Consider the following 17,052-nt stretch of genomic DNA (forward strand, 5'->3'; position numbering starts at 1 on the left):
CACAAAACACGAATGCCGAATGAATATTCATTCGGCATTCGTGTTTTTGATAAAAAGACTAGTCGCGTACGAAACCCTTTTCTTTCATCCAATCATCATTAAACATTTTACCCATATAACGTGAACCGTGATCATGGAATATAACGACAACGACATCATCTTCTTTCAGCCGATCCTTTAATTGCATCACTCCTGCCATCGCCGCGCCAGCCGAATTACCGACAAAAACCCCTTCCTTCCTAGCAAGTTCCATGGTCATGATAGCCCCATCCTTATCACTCACTTTTTCAAAGTAATCAATAACATCAAAGTCTACGTTCTTGGGAAGAAAATCCTCACCAATACCTTCAGTAATATATGGATAGATCTCATTTTTGTCAAAGATCCCCGTCTCTTTATATTTCTTAAAAACCGACCCGTATGAGTCAATGCCCCACACTTTAATATCCGGATTCTTCTCTTTCAAATATTTTCCTGTTCCGCAAATCGTTCCACCCGTTCCAACACCGACCACCAAATGCGTCACTTTTCCCTCAGTTTGCTCCCAAATTTCCGGTCCGGTCTGTTCATAATTTGCCTGCGTATTAGAAAGGTTATCATATTGATTCGGTTTCCAGGCATTCGGGGTTTCTTCTACTAAGCGACTAGATACCGAGTAATACGAACGGGGGTCCTCGGGGTCAACATCAGTCGGACACACAATTACCTCCGCTCCAAAAGCCTTCAAAGCATCTATCTTTTCTTTAGACTGCTTATCTGTGGTCGTAAAAATACATTTATATCCTTTAATCACTGCAGCCATCGCCAAGCCCATTCCTGTGTTTCCCGAAGTACCTTCCACAATGGTTCCTCCTGGCTTAAGCAACCCCGCTTTTTCCGCGTCTTCAATCATTTTCAAGGCCATCCGGTCCTTTATCGAATTACCCGGATTGAAGGACTCAATCTTAGCCAATACCGTAGCAGGCACATCTTGCGTAATCTTGTTTATCTTCACCAAAGGAGTCTGGCCAATGGTTTCTAAAATATTATTATACCACATCGTATTTATTATCTCTATTTTCTGATTCTTAGCTAATCAATTGTAGGATTAAAACTTCAAATGCTTCACCGTTAGCTTATGTTCAATTAATTGTCGTAGCGACTCAATTCCAATTTGCAAATGCGACTCCACAAAATCGGCACTAACCTTTGTATCACTATCCTCAGTTTTCACACCTTCCGGAACCATCGGTTGGTCCGAAATTAACAATAAAGCGCCCGTCGGAATTTTATTAGCAAAACCAACCGAAAATATGGTAGCAGTTTCCATATCCACGGCCATGGCACGTAACTGTTTTAAATATTTCTTAAAGCCCTTATCGTGTTCCCAGACCCTCCGGTTCGTAGTATAAACGGTACCGGTCCAATAATCGAGCTCATGATCGCGAATAGTTGTTGAAATGGCCTTCTGCAAAGCAAAGGCGGGTAAGGCTGGCACCTCAGGCGGAAAATAATCATTCGAAGTACCTTCACCTCGGATCGCGGCAATAGGCAAAACCAAATCACCAATACTGTTCTTTTTCTTTATTCCACCGGCTTTCCCAAGAAACAAAACCGCCTTGGGTTGAATAGCCGATAATAAATCCATAACGGTCGCTGCAACCGGACTCCCCATCCCAAAGTTGATGATGGTGATACCCTCGGCAGTTACACTCTGCATAGGTTTATCTAAACCATAAATGGGCGCATTGTCATGCCATTCCGAAAATAGCTTTAGATAGTTAGAAAAATTCGTCAGCAAGATATAGTTACCAAACTCATCCAAGGGCCGACCCGTATACCTGGGCAACCAATTCTCTACAATCTCATCTTTTGTCTTTAAGCCTACCTGAACGGGGCTCTGGTTAGTATCTTTTTTATCTTCCATAATCATTATCCGCGATATATAAATATAAAAAAAGTCCCCGTAATTACGGGGACTTTTCATTTTTCTATCTTAAATCAAGCAGCCCTGAGCTTGTCGACATCTGATTTTTGAAATTTATCTTGCGCATAGTCCAGCGTGATCCTCAAAGTCTCCTCTGCTTTATGCTTTTGAGAGGGAACCTCAAACATGGCATCCAACATGATAGCTTCACAAATTGCCCTTAAACCTCTTGCACCTAATTTAAACTCCATCGCTTTGTCCACGATAAACTCAAATACTTCCTTATCGAATTCAAGTTTCACATTCTCATAAGCAAACAGTTTTACATATTGCTTGATCAGAGAGTTTTTAGGCTCTGTCAGAATACTCAGTAGTGTATCTCTATCCAATGGATTCAAGAAGGTGATTGCCGGTAACCTACCAATCAACTCTGGAATTAAACCGAAGGCCTTCAAATCCTGAGGAGTTATATACTTGTGTAAGTTTTCCAAGTCGATATCCGAGTCACTAGATGACATCTTATAGCCCACCGTGGTTGTACGTAAGCGTTTTGCTATCCGCTTCTCGATGCCATCAAATGCACCGCCACAGATAAATAGAATATTAGCTGTATTTACAGCGATCATCTTTTGATCCGGATGCTTACGTCCCCCTTGTGGTGGTACGTTGACACTCGTTCCTTCCAAAATCTTCAATAAAGCCTGTTGAACACCCTCACCCGACACATCCCGTGTTATCGAAGGGTTTCCACTTTTACGTGCGATTTTGTCAATTTCATCGATATATACAATTCCTCGTTCTGCTGCGGCTACATCATAGTCAGCTGCCTGAAGCAAGCGAGTTAAAATACTTTCAACGTCCTCCCCAACATAGCCTGCCTCCGTCAATACCGTTGCATCTACAATACTGAAAGGTACATTCAAGATCTTCGCTATGGTTTTAGCTAATAGCGTCTTTCCCGTTCCAGTTTGCCCTACCATGATGATATTCGACTTTTCGATTTCAACTCCGTCTTCATCAACCTTTTGGCTCAAACGTTTATAGTGATTATATACGGCAACAGAAAGAACTCGCTTAGCTTCGTCTTGCCCGATTACGTATTCATCAAGATGTTTTTTTATGTCTACTGGCTTCAAAAGCTTCAGGGCACCTTCAATGGCTTTGCTTTTTTCAACACCTGTCGCCTCAGCCAATAATTCATTTGCCTGCGTAATACATTTATCACATATATATACGCCGTCGCCATTGATTAGCAGCATCGTATCTTTCCGGGCTCTACCGCAAAAAGAACAAGCTACTTCCTTTTCTTTACTTTTTGCCATCGTCTTTTTTTGTTCCTTTTAATACTTCATCCACCATTCCATGCCCTTTCGCTTCCTCGGATGTCATCCAGAAATCACGATCAGAAGACTTTTCTACCCAGTCAAACGATTTGCCCGAGTGGTGTGAAATAATGGTATAAAGTTCCTTTTTCAATTTTAACATTTGCTCCAAGTTGATTTCCATATCAGAAGCCACTCCCTGTGCTCCGCCCGACGGCTGGTGTATCATCACTCGCGAATGTTGCAAAGCAGCACGTTTACCCGCAGCACCTGCCACCAATAATACAGCTCCCATTGAAGCTGCCATCCCTGTACAAATAGTAGCGACATCTGGTGAAATATACTGCATCGTATCGTAGATACCTAATCCAGCGTATACACTTCCACCGGGAGAATTAATATAAATTTGAATATCGCGGTGAGCATCGGCCGATTGAAGAAACAACAATTGTGCTTGGATGATATTCGCGACATGGTCAGTCACCGCGTCCCCTAAAAAGATAATACGGTCCATCATTAAACGCGAAAAAACATCCATTTGAGCAACATTTAATTGTCTTTCCTCAATAATATATGGAGTCATCGATGTCGGTACATGTCTATTTTCTACCCGAGAGATAAACCCATCGACATGTTGACTACCGATGCGGTGATGTTTAATAGCATAATTTCTAAATTCTTTTTTATCGATACTCATAATGATTTGTTTTAATATTTAAGACGAATAAATATATGGATTAAGGATAAGTAAAAAAACTAGAATTACAAAAACTGAGCCATCTGGTATCCCTCGTCAAAACCTGCCAAAATGCCCGATGCTCTTAAAAAATACCCTTAAAACCAATAAAAAAGCCACACTAAGAATCAGCGTGGCTTCCTTTATATGTTAGAAAATTTTACTTTAATTCGATAAATTCGTTGTAAGGAATTTCCTTTTTCTCCAACTTCACAATCCCTTTCAAATGATCAAACACTTTCAATGCTTTTACTTCCTCAAACAAACGATTCGCTTGTTCTTTATCCTGAAGTAATTGAGCTGCGTATTGGTTCAACTGCTCCTCAGGAAGGTCTTGCTGTCCGTACATCTTTAATTGGGCGGCTAAACGCTCTTTAGCAGCGGCAATTACTTCCTCATACTGAATCTCCAATTTATTATCATTGATAATTTTATTTTCGATCAATGTCCATTTTAAATTTTTGGCGAAATCATCATAGCCTTCCGTAATCTCCTCGTCAGTTAGTTTTTCATTGGTAGTTTTCAACCAGCGCTTCAAAAACTCATCTGGAAAATCTGCTTTCACACGATCCATACCGAGTGTATACATATCGTTTTGAAGCTTCTGATCTGCATTTTGAACAAATAAGCTTTCAATTTCTTCTTGTACCTTGGCTTTGAATTCTTCCTCAGTTTTTACCGTTCCCTCACCGTAAATTTTATCGAAAAACTCCTGATCCATTTCAGCTTCCTCTAAGCGGTTTACATTTTCAACTTTCAGGTTGAATGTTCCCACCAAGTCAGCTACCTGATCTTCTTCAATTTCCAATAATCTGGCTACTGTACTGTCATCATAAGCTTTCTTCAAGTCGATTGCAACAACATCGTCCTTTTTCAGGCCCGCCAAACTCTTTTTAATTTTCTTATCTTCGATGATATCGCTACGTACCGAAGTTGTTTTCACAATTCCGTCTTCGAGAGGTTCTCCTTTGGCATCCACTTGTGTCAATTCACCGTATAGTACATCGTCCTCTTCAGATACTTCTGGGTTCGAACGCTTACCATAGCTTTTTCTCAAGTTTGAAATTCTTGAGTTCAAGGTTTCATCATCTGCCTTAATAACATATTCAGTTAATGTATCTTTCTCTGTAAAAGGCACATCAACCTTTGGAGCTAAGCCAATTTCATATTTGAAGTTATAATCATCTTCAAAACCCCATGTATATTGAGTTTCCTCTTCTTTCGGAAGAGGCTGTCCTAGAATTTCTAGTTTATTTTCCGTTAGATAATCGTTTAGGCTATTGCTAACAATTTTATTGATTTCATCGATTAAGATCGCTTTACCATAGGTTCTCTTAATATGCGAAGTAGGTACCATTCCAGGACGGAAACCTGGTAACTTCGCTTGCTTAGCTTGAGTTTTAATAGCACTGTCAACTTGACTTTTATAGTCTTCTGGTTTTAATTCTATGCTGACTACTGCATTCAAGTCATCAATGTTTTCTTGGGAAATATTCATAGCTGCTATTACGTTTGCCGTTAATTATTCATTTAACAAAAATTCCCCCCGATTATGTCGAGAGGAATCAAGTGCGGAAGAAGGGACTCGAACCCCCACGCCGTGAGGCGCCAGATCCTAAGTCTGGTGCGGCTACCAATTACGCCACTTCCGCAGGTATAGGATTAATTATGGATTGCAAAGGTAGTATCTTTTGTTAAAAATCAAAAACATTTTTAAATATTTTTCGGATTACGTCAACCGGCCAACGTCCAAACTTCACTGAGCAATACCATCAGCTCATTCAGTAAAAAGCCCGAACTAAATCAATAAGAAACGAATAATACATTCTTCTAAACAAACCATGGACAAACTGTGATTGTATAGTCCCCAACCAGTCCTTTTACCATTGGTTAAGGACTGCTTGAAGTCTGGTTGACCACTGTTTGACCACTGTTCAATTAAAACGTGTACTTTGCAAGTTGACAACTGCATCTTGTCAAAATGTCGCTTTATCTTTTTGGCATTGTTTTCCGCTCTTAGCTTTCCTTCTACTATTTTTTTATTACATTTATACGTATTCAAGATTAGAAAACATGAAAAGATTTTTCGTATTTATTATCGCGCTTACCCTGTTCGCGTCCTGTAATAATAGCAACAACCAACAAAGCGAAGATCAAAGCGACTCGCTGAATGTTGCAAGCGACTCGACGGATACGGCTATTGTCAGAACGGATTTGACCCAGGTCAGCAAAGCGATCTTAAAGGAATTCAAGGATAAAAACTATGAAGCAATCGCACAATACATCCATCCGGATGAAGGCGTTCGCTTCTCTCCCTACGCTTATATTCGTCCTGACACAGACGTCCACCTATCACAAGCCGATTTTCTGAGCGCGGTGAACAGTGAGGAAGAACAGATCTGGGGCGCAGCAGACGGAACAGGCGATGACATTAAACTCACCGCAAAGGAGTATTTTGACAGGTATGTCTACGATGTAGATTTTCTGGAACCGGAAACTTTTAGCGTTAATGAATCCATTGCATCCGGGAATAGTATCAACAACCAAGAAGAAATTTACCCAGGAACACAATTCACTGAAAGTCATTTCTCCGGCTTCGAAGAAAAATACAGTGGCATGGACTGGCGGGCTCTTCGCTTGATATTCAAGCAGGTCAACGGCAACTATTACTTGGTTGGCGTGGTACACGACGAGTGGACCATTTAAGCTTTGCATTCACGTTTGTGAATAACGGTGTTATTGTTGATAAATATTTACCCCACTCATCAATTAAAACAATAGATTTGTCTTGATGTAAAATCATAGCGATCAGGTATTACACTAATAAAAAAGGGGAATCGTGTGAAATTCATGAGCTGTCGCGCAACTGTAAGTAGGAATTATTCTATAAGCCAGATCACCTTCCTTTTTCGCTAGACTTTGCTTTCGCAAAAAAAGTAAATGTCCGAATGAATACTTTAAGGTATTGATCTCAAGACCCTTCAGCCCGTATCCGTTTGTACATCCTACTTTTTAATTTGTTTTTTTCAATTTAAAACACAAAGTAGTATGAGCATTTTTAACAAGAGGGTAAATTACAAACCTTTCGAGTACCCCGAAATTCTGAACTTTACAGAAGCTATTAACAAATCATTTTGGGTCCATTCAGAAGTAGACTTCACTGCCGACGTCCAAGATTTCCACTCCCATTTGGATGCCAATGAAAAGGAAGTTATTAAAAAAAGCCTGCTGGCGATTGCACAAATCGAAGTTGCCGTAAAATCCTTCTGGGGCAACCTGTATCATCACCTACCGAAACCAGAGTTTAATGGCTTGGGAAGCACCTTTGCTGAATGCGAATTCAGACACTCGGAAGCTTATTCAAGGTTGCTGGATGTACTCGGTTATAATAATGAATTTGAACAGTTGATTGATGTTCCGGTTATAAAAAAGCGTGTCGACTATCTCTCAGAGGCCCTGGCACATACCAAATCTGAAGATGAGAAGGAATATCTTTTCTCTCTGATTCTATTCTCCATTTTGATCGAGAATGTTTCCCTGTTCAGCCAGTTCGCTATCATCCTTTCCTTTACGCGCTTCAAAGGGGCGATGAAAAACGTGAGCAACATTATTGCCTGGACCTCGGTGGATGAACAAATTCATGCGAATGCAGGCATTTACATTGTCAACAAAATCAAAGAAGAGTTTCCTGAATATTTCGACGACGAGACGAAGAACCGCATTATGGATATTGTCAGAAACTCAATTGAGGTAGAAGCGGAGATATTGGACTGGATATTTGAGAGTGGGGAAATTGAGAGCGTGAACAAGACCAACCTCCTGAACTTCATGAAGTATCGTGCGGATGACAGCTTGCGCAGAATTGGAATGCCGAGAGCCTTCAATGTATCTGAAAGCGATTATCAGCCGATGGTGTGGTTTGAAGAAGAAGTATTTGCAAACAGCATGGATGATTTCTTTGCCAAAAGGCCGGTAGACTACACCAAACATGATAAAAGTATTACTGCAAACGACTTATTTTAAACAAAAAATCCCTGTTTTAAAAATTATAATTGACGAAGATGGAAAGACTTTGGTGGTTAAATGAAGAAAGTCAGCAAATCCTCAACCGAGGTTATCTGCTCAAAGGCGAAACGACAAAAACGGCTATCGAACGGATCGCTATGGCGGCCGCTAAGCGACTCTATAAGCCTGAACTTTGCGAACCGTTTATCGAGATGATCGAAAAAGGCTGGATGAGCTTAAGCTCGCCGATTTGGGCAAACATGGGTACCGAAAGAGGCCTACCGATCTCTTGTTTCAATGTTTACGTACCGGACAATATAGAAAGCATCACTCATAAACTCGGTGAGGTGATTATGCAAACCAAAATTGGCGGTGGCACTTCCGGTTATTTTGGTGAACTCCGCGAACGCGGCAGTGCGGTTACCGACAATGGGAAAAGTAGCGGTGCCGTTAGCTTTATGAAACTATTTGATACCGCCATGGATACCATCTCGCAGGGCGGCGTTCGGCGCGGGGCCTTTGCTGCTTATTTGGATATTGATCATCCGGATATTGGTGAATTCTTGGAAATCAAGAATATCGGCAATCCCATACAAAATCTTTTTACAGGTATTTGTGTACCCGACTACTGGATGCAGGACATGATTGACGGCGACATGGATAAACGTAAAATCTGGGCAAAAGTACTGGAGAGCCGTCAGCAAAAAGGACTCCCCTATCTATTCTTCTCGGATAACATCAACCGAAACAAACCACAGGTATATAAGGATAAAAACCTGAAAATATACTCGAGTAATCTATGCTCAGAGATTGCTTTACCATCCAGTTTCGACGAATCCTTTATTTGTTGCCTCTCATCGATGAACCTGGAGTTATACGATGAATGGAAAGATACAGGCGCTGTGCGGCTGGCTACGTTCTTTCTGGATGCAGTATTACAAGAATTCATTGCCAAAACGGAAGATAATTACTACTTAGCTTCTGCCAATCGCTTTGCCAAAAGGCATCGCGCTTTAGGATTGGGCGTGATGGGTTGGCATTCCTATCTTCAAAAAAACATGATTCCTTTCGAAGGGATGGATGCAAAACGATTGACCACCACCATCTTCAAGGACATCAGCGAAAAAGCAGAAAAAGCCAGCGCAGAATTGGCAAACATCTATGGCGAACCCGAGATCCTGAAAGGTTACGAAAAAAGAAACACCACCTTGATGGCCATCGCCCCTACCACCTCCTCTTCTGCCATTTTAGGTCAGACCTCACCAGGCATTGAACCTTTTAGCAGCAATTATTACAAAGCCGGACTCGCGAAAGGTAACTTTATGCGGAAGAACAAATACCTACGCCAGTTGCTCGTCGAAAAAGACCTAGACAACGAAGATATTTGGCGCAGCATTATGTTGAACCACGGTAGCGTGCAACACTTAACCGAACTGAGCGACGAAGAGAAAGCCGTTTTCAAAACCTTTAAAGAAATCAGTCAGCTCGAGATCATCCAGCAAGCATCCATTCGTCAGAAATACATCGATCAGGCTCAGAGCTTAAATCTCAATATCCCGTCTAACCTTCCGGTCAAAGACGTCAACATGTTGATGATCGAGGCGTGGAAACTTGGTGTAAAGAGCCTTTACTACCAACGTAGCCAGAGCGTGTCGAAAGAATTTATTGCCAATATGGTTACTTGTGTCAGTTGCGAGGCATAGCTTCATATTCGCGACAATCCTCCACGTTTATTTTACTATCTTAGGGTAAATTTTGTTCAAATGCAGAGATCAATATTTACCCTATTTTTATTTACCTGCCTAAGCTATGTCTACGGTCAGGACATCCCTATCAACCCAGAATTCGAAAAAGTAGAATACTCGGGAGTTGTAGAAAGAACCGGAACGCAAGAAGAGCTCTATGAGGAACTAAAGGCTTGGGTTGTGCAAACCTTCAAGTCTGCCGAAGAAGTAATCCTAACAGATGACAAACAAGCTGGAAAGCTGAGCTTGCGAGGGCAAAGCCTTATTAGTTTAGATCCCGACAGTCCACAAGACACCGTCTTGATTGACGTCCCGGTTCATTTCAATCTTTTATTTGATATAAAGGAAAATTCCTATCAATATCGTATTACCGATATTTACTTTGAACATGAAGGACTGGTTATCCCGATGGAAGAAACGCTATTAACCTCTACACAGCAAGAGCGGATTATCAGAGATCGACTATTTGACTCATCCTATTCCGAAGAAGAAAAAGTTGATATGGTCGCCAAAGGACTGGACCACTATCGGCAGTTTAAATCAAAAGGACGGTCGACATTGAAAGGTATTGAATGGTTGATTGCAGAGGGATTAAGTGAGTGAAAAAATCCATATGAAAAGAGTACTTTGTTTTTTAACAATAATCCTGACGACAAATTTATTGTTCGCTCAGACGGACAATTACAAAACCGCCGCGGATAATTTCCAAGCGAATTACAACGCTGGGAGCTATGATGAAATTTTCAATAATTTCTCGGCCGAAATGAAACAAGCTCTGCCGTTGGAAAAAACAAAGCAGTTTTTGACTGGTCTAAAAACTCAAATGGGTAAAATAGAAAGCAAAGAATTTATCAGTTATCAACAAAGGACCTATGCGACCTATAAAACAACATTTCAAAAAGGTATTTTAGCGGTCAACATTTCGCTCGACGACAAAGATAGGATAAACGGACTCTTGGTCCGGCCTTATAAAGAACCAACGGAGACTGCGAAGAATGCTGTAAACGCATTGAACAAATACCCAAAAGAAATTGCTGAAATAATTTTCTCAAAAACAAAAGAGTTTCCCAATAATACGCAACTTTCAATCGCTTTAACCCAAAACGGTATAACCAATTATTACGGAGTTATAAAAATAAACGATACCATCAGTCCCATCGAAAATCAAAACAATGTATTTGAAATCGGCTCTATTACAAAGGTATTTACATCAACCGTTTTGGCGTCACTGGTGGAAGAGGGAAAAATCAAATTAACCGACGATATCAATTCATATTATCCATTCCCTTTTAAGGACAATATCGAACTAACCTTCATTAATCTGGCGAATCACACTTCCGGTTTACCTCGCTTACCAGAAAATCTAGACTTATCAGATCCAGTAAATCCATACAAAAGCTACGGGAAAGAGCAAATTGAGGATTATCTGAGAAATATGATAAAACTTGAGCATATGCCTTCAAAAACATATTCGTATTCAAACCTAGGAGCCGGTTTATTAGGCTATACACTTGGATTATCACAAAAGACAAGCTTCGAAGAGCTTCTTCAAAAGAGAGTTTTCGATCAGTATAAAATGGAAAATTCATTTATAAGTCCGCTGCACCTGAATGAAAAGTTAGTAAAAGGACGAAATCCGAAAGGCGAAATTACAGCTAATTGGGACTTCGATGTTCTGTTCGGAGCAGGAGGAGTATTATCCACCACCAAGGATCTAGCGAAATTTGCAACTGGACAACTTGACCCGGATAATAAAGAGCTTGCGTTAACACGGAAGCCGACTTTTGATATCAACGAAAATATGAAAATCGGTTTAGGATGGCATTTATTAAAATCTAAAAAGGGAGAAGATTTAGTCTGGCATAATGGAGGGACAGGAGGTTATTCCTCTTCTATAATTGTAAACCTAAGTAATGAAACAGCCGTTGTAGTTTTATCGAACGTTGCCAGTTCTCATCCCAAAACAGGGAATATAGATGAATTGTGTTTCGAACTGATGAACGAACTATGAGGTTCATTGCTGAACCGCCGTATGCGAGACCCGCACGTACAGTGGTGTGAGGGGGTGCACTCCGTCATTTGATGGCAGAGCCATCCACTCGATTGGTAACTGTTTTTGTTTTTCTATTCATTTTTATCATCCAATATGTGATTATAAATCCTCCAACAATACTTGGGATAAACCAGCCATAAAAACTTGGAAAAAATTCATTCACTACAACAAATGCAGTTGTCGCAGAAATGTAACCGCCTAGCATTTTTCCTAAATGTAATTTCAACCATCCCTTTCTTAATTGTTCAGAATTTTTAAATAAGGTTAAGTCTCTCACAGAAAATATTATTCCAATAATTGCAAAAACGACAAGAATTATATTTGTACTTTTTGTTAATATGATCGGTAATGAAATCATTAAAACTCCTGTTATAATCATAATAATTGATATTAATTTGTCAATTTTCAAATCAGGATTTTTCCTTTTAAATCTCAAAGCTCTTTTTCCTGTTAAAACAAAATATAGACTAAAAATTCCGACTGCGAATAAAAATGGACTTTCGTGATTTGGTAAAACAGCAACTATCATAGCTATTATTCCAGATAATATCATAGAATAGAAAAAGATCAGCCCAGATTTTCTATGAATATTTTTCCCTTTTCTGGCAATTATTGAAACCAAACCTGCAAGCAGAGCAAAACCACCAAATGTTGCGTGAATATAAATTAATATTTGTATCGTTTTTTCCATTCTCAATTGTATTTAACCATTCAAAATTCAGACAATAAATTCATTCAGTTTATTGTTATTTACTGAATTGTTGTTTTTCAGCAATGAGTTTGTCAAATAGTTGCCAACGTGTTTGTATAACGGCAGTAACGAGTAGGCACAAGACCAGCTTTCCACCGAAGTGGAAAGGTAGCAAAAGTAGGTGAATTTCCTCGCAGAAATTCCGCAGCTATTGCTGTTATGCAGTGTTGAACTAAACCTAAAGGTAGCTTCAGGAGTTATCTAAATCTCCATTCACTACCTTTAAGGTGTATAAAACTAATATCTAGCAAATTATGAAGAAGGAGGAAGACTGGGGGAATTTTATTTTGGAAAAAGTATAAAACTTATTACACCTTTCTTACATCCTGAAAGAAGAAAAAGACCTGAAAATCAACTGATTAACAGGTCTTTTAGTACCCAGGGCCGGGATCGAACCGGCACGGTTTCCCATTGGTGTTTGAGACCAACGCGTCTACCAATTCCGCCACCTGGGCATTGTCTTGTGCGGGGACGCAAATGTATTTATTTATCCACCAAACACAAAATTTTATTTCAACTATTTTTGGACGAGCTTTAGTATATCGTTGCCCATGACAAAGATCATTAAAGCAACGATAATCACGAAACCGACCAACTGGGCACGTTCCATAAACTTATCGCTCATAGGCTTCCCTTGTACCATTTCAATTAATAAGAACAGGGTATGACCTCCATCTAATCCTGGGATAGGTAGAAGATTCATTAAGGCCAGAGCCATCGACAATAAACCGACTAATGTCCAGAAGCGAATCCAGTTCACTTCGGCGCCAAACATTTCAGCTATACCAACGGGCCCGGAGAGTGCTTTCGATGCTTTAACTTCACCGGTAGCGATTTTTCCAAGTCCTTTTGCGTTGTCTACCAAAGAACCCCAGGCCACAGATGCTCCAATTGGTAAGGCTTCAAAGAAACCGTATTTCACTTGCTCTAAAGGCAGATGACGAGGGAACACAACTCCCAGAATGCCATCCTCAGGAATATTAGCGGTCAACTCGACTTTCTTACTATCTCGATAAACGACGAAATCAACTGGCTGACCTTTTTTGTCGGCCATCGCAGCGCTGAATTCATCAAAAAAAGTGACCGGTGTTCCGGCAACGCTCAAAACACTATCGCCTTCCATAAAGCCTGCTTTCTCAGCTGCACCACCTTCTTGAAGCGTCTGTATAGCATGTAAATATTCTCTTGGTGCAACGAATTCATCAGCTCCGTGATCGGAAATATCATTCAAAATATCGACAGGAACGGTAACCTGCTGGGTATTTCCATTTCTTTCCACGGTCAGGTCAACCCCGCCCATCAGCACTTTGGAACTACGAACATCTTCAAAGTGAACCACCTTTTCACCATCAATCGCCAAAATACGGTCGCCAGTCTGTAGACCGATCTCCTTTCCGACAATACCGGGAACTACCCCCTGTGTCAACTTTTCATTATTGATAAAGGTATCGCCGTATTTGAATGATAACATCCAAAAAATAAAAATACCCAGGACAACGTTGACGAAGATTCCACCCAACATCACGATTAGACGCTGCCATGCAGGTTTCGACCTGAATTCCCATGGTTGAGGTTCGCCTGCCATCTGCTCAGTATCCATCGACTCATCAATCATACCACTAATCTTCACATATCCGCCCAATGGCAACCAGCCAATTCCATATTCGCAACCTTTGTAAGTAAACTTAAATAGCTTTACGCCCCACGCATCAAAAAATAAATAGAACTTCTCTACCCTTATTCCAAATGCTCGTGCAGCGACAAAGTGCCCTAACTCGTGTAAAACTATTAAAATTGAAAGGCCAAGAATTAACTGCCCCGTCATAATCAAACCATCCATACTCTATATTTATTTCTTTTTAGTTGTGTTATTATTTCTGTTTTTGGATTGCTTCCAATGCATAGACTCTACTTTGATGATCTATTTCCGAAAATGTTTCTAAATCTGGATTTTTTTCGAAATCTATTTTCAACATGGTTTCTTCGATAAGTTCACTCATTTGTAGAAAATCAATCTGCTGTTTCAAAAAGGCTGCCACAACTACTTCGTTGGCAGCATTTAGTACGCAAGGCATAGACCCGCCTTTGTTCAAGGCTTCGTATGCTAATCGTAAATTTGAGAAAGTTGCTGTATCTGGTTGCTCGAAACTTAGCTGTGAAAAAGTGTTAAAATCCATTCTAGGAAGAGAGTTTTCCACTCTTTGAGGATACGCCAGAGCATATTGGATAGGAAGCATCATATCTGGCAAACCCAATTGAGCCTTGATGGATCCATCTTTAAACTGAACCATTGAATGAACAATGGACTGAGGGTGGACAACTACGTCAATTTGGCACACGTCAACTCCGAATAACCAGTATGCTTCGATTACTTCTAGTCCTTTATTCATTAGGGAAGCCGAATCGATGGTAATTTTCTGTCCCATCGTCCAATTTGGATGCTTCAATGCATCTTTAAAGGAAACGGTGCGAAGATACTCACGATCTTTACCTCGAAAAGGGCCTCCAGAGGCTGTCAAAATCAGCTTTTCAATCGAACTTGGCTCTTCCCCTACGAGGCACTGAAATATAGCCGAGTGTTCTGAATCGACCGGCAATATATCCACTCCATTTTGTTTGGCTAATTCAGTTATCAACGCGCCAGCCACAACGAGCGTTTCCTTATTCGCTAAGGCGATCGTCTTCTGAGCTTTTATTGCTTGAACGGTAGGCAATAGACCTGAAAAACCCACCAGCGCAGTGAGTACCACATCTACCGAGGGGATCTGGACAACTTCAGAGAGCGCCTCTGTACCAGCATACACTTGGATGTCTTCATCAGCAAGCGTTTCTTTAACCAGCGAATAAAACTCAGTGTTACCAATGACCACAGCCTTTGGTTGGAACTGCTTCGCCTGTTCTATTAATAAGCTGTAGTTGTTAGCTGCAGTTAGCACCTCAGCCTTAAACAGGTCCGGATGTTCCTTAATAACAGCTAACGTTTGTGTTCCAATACTTCCTGTGGACCCCAATATGGCTATACTCTTCTTTCTCACAAGATATATTTTTCTAATTCATCTGCCATAGCGCGGTCATTCGATAAGCGGGGTAACTTATTCTGACCACCCAGCTTACCTTTCGATTTCATATAATTTATAAATGCACCCTTTTGCATCGGTCTGATCTTCAATGGTTGTAAAACTTTACCTTCAATCAGGTCAAAATAATAGGAATTTTTCTTTTGCAATGCTTCATCTACTCTACTGCGGAACAACTCGATGTCTTCAGGAAGTTTATTAAACTCAATAAACCATTCGTGATATGGCAGTTCATTGCCATCAGGTGTTACTTGCGGCGCAACGGTAAACTCCACGATTTCAACTCGTTCGTCTTTAGCTACCGATAAAAGCGCATATTCAACCTCCTCTCCGATCACGTGTTCTCCAAATGCAGAAATGAAGTGCTTTATTCTTCCGCTTACAATAATACGATAAGGATTTAAAGAAACAAATTTTACCGTATCTCCGATACTGTAACCCCACAAGCCTGCATTTGTATTTAACACAAGTGCATAGTTGACATCCAGTGCAACTTCCCGCAGCGATAAGCGGGTCGGGTTTTCATCAAAAAACTCGTCGGCTGGAACAAACTCGTAAAAAATACCTGATTCAGGCAAAAGTAACATTCCCTTTTCGTCTTGTTGATCTTGGAAAGCAATAAAGCCCTCTGATGCAGGATAGGTTTCAATAGAATCTATTCTTTTACCGATACTCTCTTCCAGTTTAGCACGATAGGGTTCGAAATTCACTCCTCCATAGACGAAAAGACTGAAGTTTTTAAAAATATCCTTAACTCGCTTCCCATCAGCGCGAGCGATTAACCGATCAAAATACATCTGAATCCAGGGTGGTATCCCAGAAATAAGTCGCATATCCTCCTTAATGGTCTCGTCGACAATCGCTTCAATCTTAGTTTCCCAATCTTCAATACAATTTGTGTCATAAGAAGGGAGTCGGTTTTTTTGCAAATAAGCGGGTATATGATGTGCCACAATACCTGACAGTCGCCCAAAATCAACCCCATTCTTCTTTTCTAGCACAGGACTGCCTTGAATGAAGATCATTTTCCCGTCGACAAAGTCAGTTTTCCCGGTTTCATGAATATAATTAAGCAGAGCATCCCTTGCTGCGCTTATCTGGTCTGGTAAGGACTCCTTTGTCAACGGAATATATTTCACACCGGAAGTCGTTCCAGAGGTTTTCGCCAAGTAAGAAGGTTTACCCGGCCAAAGCACATTGGCTTCACCTTCCACAATTCTATCTATATATTTTCTCAGGTCTTCATAATCTTGTACAGCTACACGTTCCTTAAAATCAGCATAGGTTTTTATTTCATCAAAATGATGGTCCCGTCCAAAAGCTGTGTCCTTCGCGGCCGATATCAACTTCTGGAAAGTCTTCTCCTGTACAGAAACAGCATCCTTACGCCAGCGATTGAGTTTTCGCGAATTAAATGCAGCGTAGACTTTACTTAATGATGCTTTGATACCCATAAA

General features: G+C 40.5%; 13 protein-coding genes, 2 tRNA genes, 1 pseudogene and 1 riboswitch. Of the genes and pseudogenes, 5 read left to right on the forward strand and 11 right to left on the reverse strand.

Annotated features, from left to right (window positions below; genetic code table 11):
- Positions 1-61: 61 nt before the first annotated feature.
- The 6 genes and pseudogenes from WKR92_RS03510 to WKR92_RS03535 form a co-directional block, all read right to left on the reverse strand.
- Positions 62-1,039: pseudogene (locus WKR92_RS03510) on the reverse strand (PLP-dependent cysteine synthase family protein); the annotation flags it as partial.
- Between the two features lie 48 nt (positions 1,040-1,087).
- Positions 1,088-1,906 carry an AMP nucleosidase gene (locus WKR92_RS03515; RefSeq protein WP_375556450.1) on the reverse strand — a complete coding sequence of 273 codons (819 nt, stop codon included), beginning with the start codon at positions 1,904-1,906 and terminating at the stop codon, positions 1,088-1,090.
- A gap of 74 nt (positions 1,907-1,980) precedes the next feature.
- Positions 1,981-3,228 carry an ATP-dependent Clp protease ATP-binding subunit ClpX gene (clpX, locus tag WKR92_RS03520; RefSeq protein ID WP_375556451.1) on the reverse strand — a complete coding sequence of 416 codons (1,248 nt, stop codon included), beginning with the start codon at positions 3,226-3,228 and terminating at the stop codon, positions 1,981-1,983.
- On the reverse strand, positions 3,215-3,925 hold the full coding sequence (locus tag WKR92_RS03525) for an ATP-dependent Clp protease proteolytic subunit (RefSeq protein WP_375556452.1): 711 nt from the start codon (positions 3,923-3,925) through the stop codon (positions 3,215-3,217). The genes clpX and WKR92_RS03525 overlap by 14 nt, the downstream gene beginning before the upstream one ends.
- A gap of 199 nt (positions 3,926-4,124) precedes the next feature.
- Positions 4,125-5,462, reverse strand: a complete 1,338-nt coding sequence (tig, locus tag WKR92_RS03530; RefSeq protein ID WP_375556453.1) for a trigger factor — start codon at positions 5,460-5,462, stop codon at positions 4,125-4,127.
- A 72-nt stretch (positions 5,463-5,534) separates the two neighbouring features.
- Positions 5,535-5,616 (reverse strand) — tRNA-Leu (locus WKR92_RS03535).
- Between the two features lie 421 nt (positions 5,617-6,037).
- Here WKR92_RS03535 and WKR92_RS03540 point away from each other — a divergent pair.
- From WKR92_RS03540 to WKR92_RS03560, 5 genes are all read left to right on the forward strand, one after another.
- The gene (locus tag WKR92_RS03540; RefSeq protein WP_375556454.1) at positions 6,038-6,670 is read left to right on the forward strand and encodes a hypothetical protein; all 633 of its coding nucleotides are present in this window, start codon (positions 6,038-6,040) and stop codon (positions 6,668-6,670) included.
- Positions 6,671-6,779: 109 nt separating this feature from the next.
- A riboswitch (adenosylcobalamin (AdoCbl) riboswitch) is annotated at positions 6,780-6,913 on the forward strand.
- A 99-nt stretch (positions 6,914-7,012) separates the two neighbouring features.
- Entirely contained in the window at positions 7,013-7,987 is a 975-nt protein-coding gene (locus tag WKR92_RS03545; protein ID WP_375556455.1) for a ribonucleotide-diphosphate reductase subunit beta, read from the forward strand.
- A 38-nt stretch (positions 7,988-8,025) separates the two neighbouring features.
- Positions 8,026-9,672, forward strand: coding sequence for a ribonucleoside-diphosphate reductase subunit alpha (locus WKR92_RS03550; RefSeq protein ID WP_375556456.1), 1,647 nt, complete (start codon positions 8,026-8,028; stop codon positions 9,670-9,672).
- 60 nt (positions 9,673-9,732) lie between these two features.
- On the forward strand, positions 9,733-10,317 hold the full coding sequence (locus WKR92_RS03555; RefSeq protein ID WP_375556457.1) for a DUF4468 domain-containing protein: 585 nt from the start codon (positions 9,733-9,735) through the stop codon (positions 10,315-10,317).
- Positions 10,318-10,327: 10 nt separating this feature from the next.
- Positions 10,328-11,725, forward strand: coding sequence for a serine hydrolase domain-containing protein (locus WKR92_RS03560; RefSeq protein ID WP_375556458.1), 1,398 nt, complete (start codon positions 10,328-10,330; stop codon positions 11,723-11,725).
- A 64-nt stretch (positions 11,726-11,789) separates the two neighbouring features.
- Here the strand turns inward: WKR92_RS03560 and WKR92_RS03565 are convergent, their stop codons facing one another.
- From WKR92_RS03565 to WKR92_RS03585, 5 genes are all read right to left on the reverse strand, one after another.
- Positions 11,790-12,458: a DUF2306 domain-containing protein gene (locus tag WKR92_RS03565; protein ID WP_375556459.1), complete on the reverse strand. Its 669-nt coding sequence runs from the start codon at positions 12,456-12,458 to the stop codon at positions 11,790-11,792.
- Positions 12,459-12,893: 435 nt separating this feature from the next.
- A tRNA-Leu gene (locus WKR92_RS03570) sits at positions 12,894-12,973 on the reverse strand.
- Between the two features lie 62 nt (positions 12,974-13,035).
- The gene (gene rseP / locus WKR92_RS03575; protein WP_375556460.1) at positions 13,036-14,358 is read right to left on the reverse strand and encodes an RIP metalloprotease RseP; all 1,323 of its coding nucleotides are present in this window, start codon (positions 14,356-14,358) and stop codon (positions 13,036-13,038) included.
- A 31-nt stretch (positions 14,359-14,389) separates the two neighbouring features.
- Positions 14,390-15,553, reverse strand: coding sequence for a 1-deoxy-D-xylulose-5-phosphate reductoisomerase (locus tag WKR92_RS03580; RefSeq protein WP_375556461.1), 1,164 nt, complete (start codon positions 15,551-15,553; stop codon positions 14,390-14,392).
- The gene (locus tag WKR92_RS03585; protein WP_375556462.1) at positions 15,550-17,049 is read right to left on the reverse strand and encodes a GH3 auxin-responsive promoter family protein; all 1,500 of its coding nucleotides are present in this window, start codon (positions 17,047-17,049) and stop codon (positions 15,550-15,552) included. The genes WKR92_RS03580 and WKR92_RS03585 overlap by 4 nt, the downstream gene beginning before the upstream one ends.
- Positions 17,050-17,052 lie beyond the last annotated feature (3 nt).

This window comes from Albibacterium profundi, assembly GCF_042159835.1.
Lineage (GTDB): Bacteria > Bacteroidota > Bacteroidia > Sphingobacteriales > Sphingobacteriaceae > Albibacterium > Albibacterium profundi.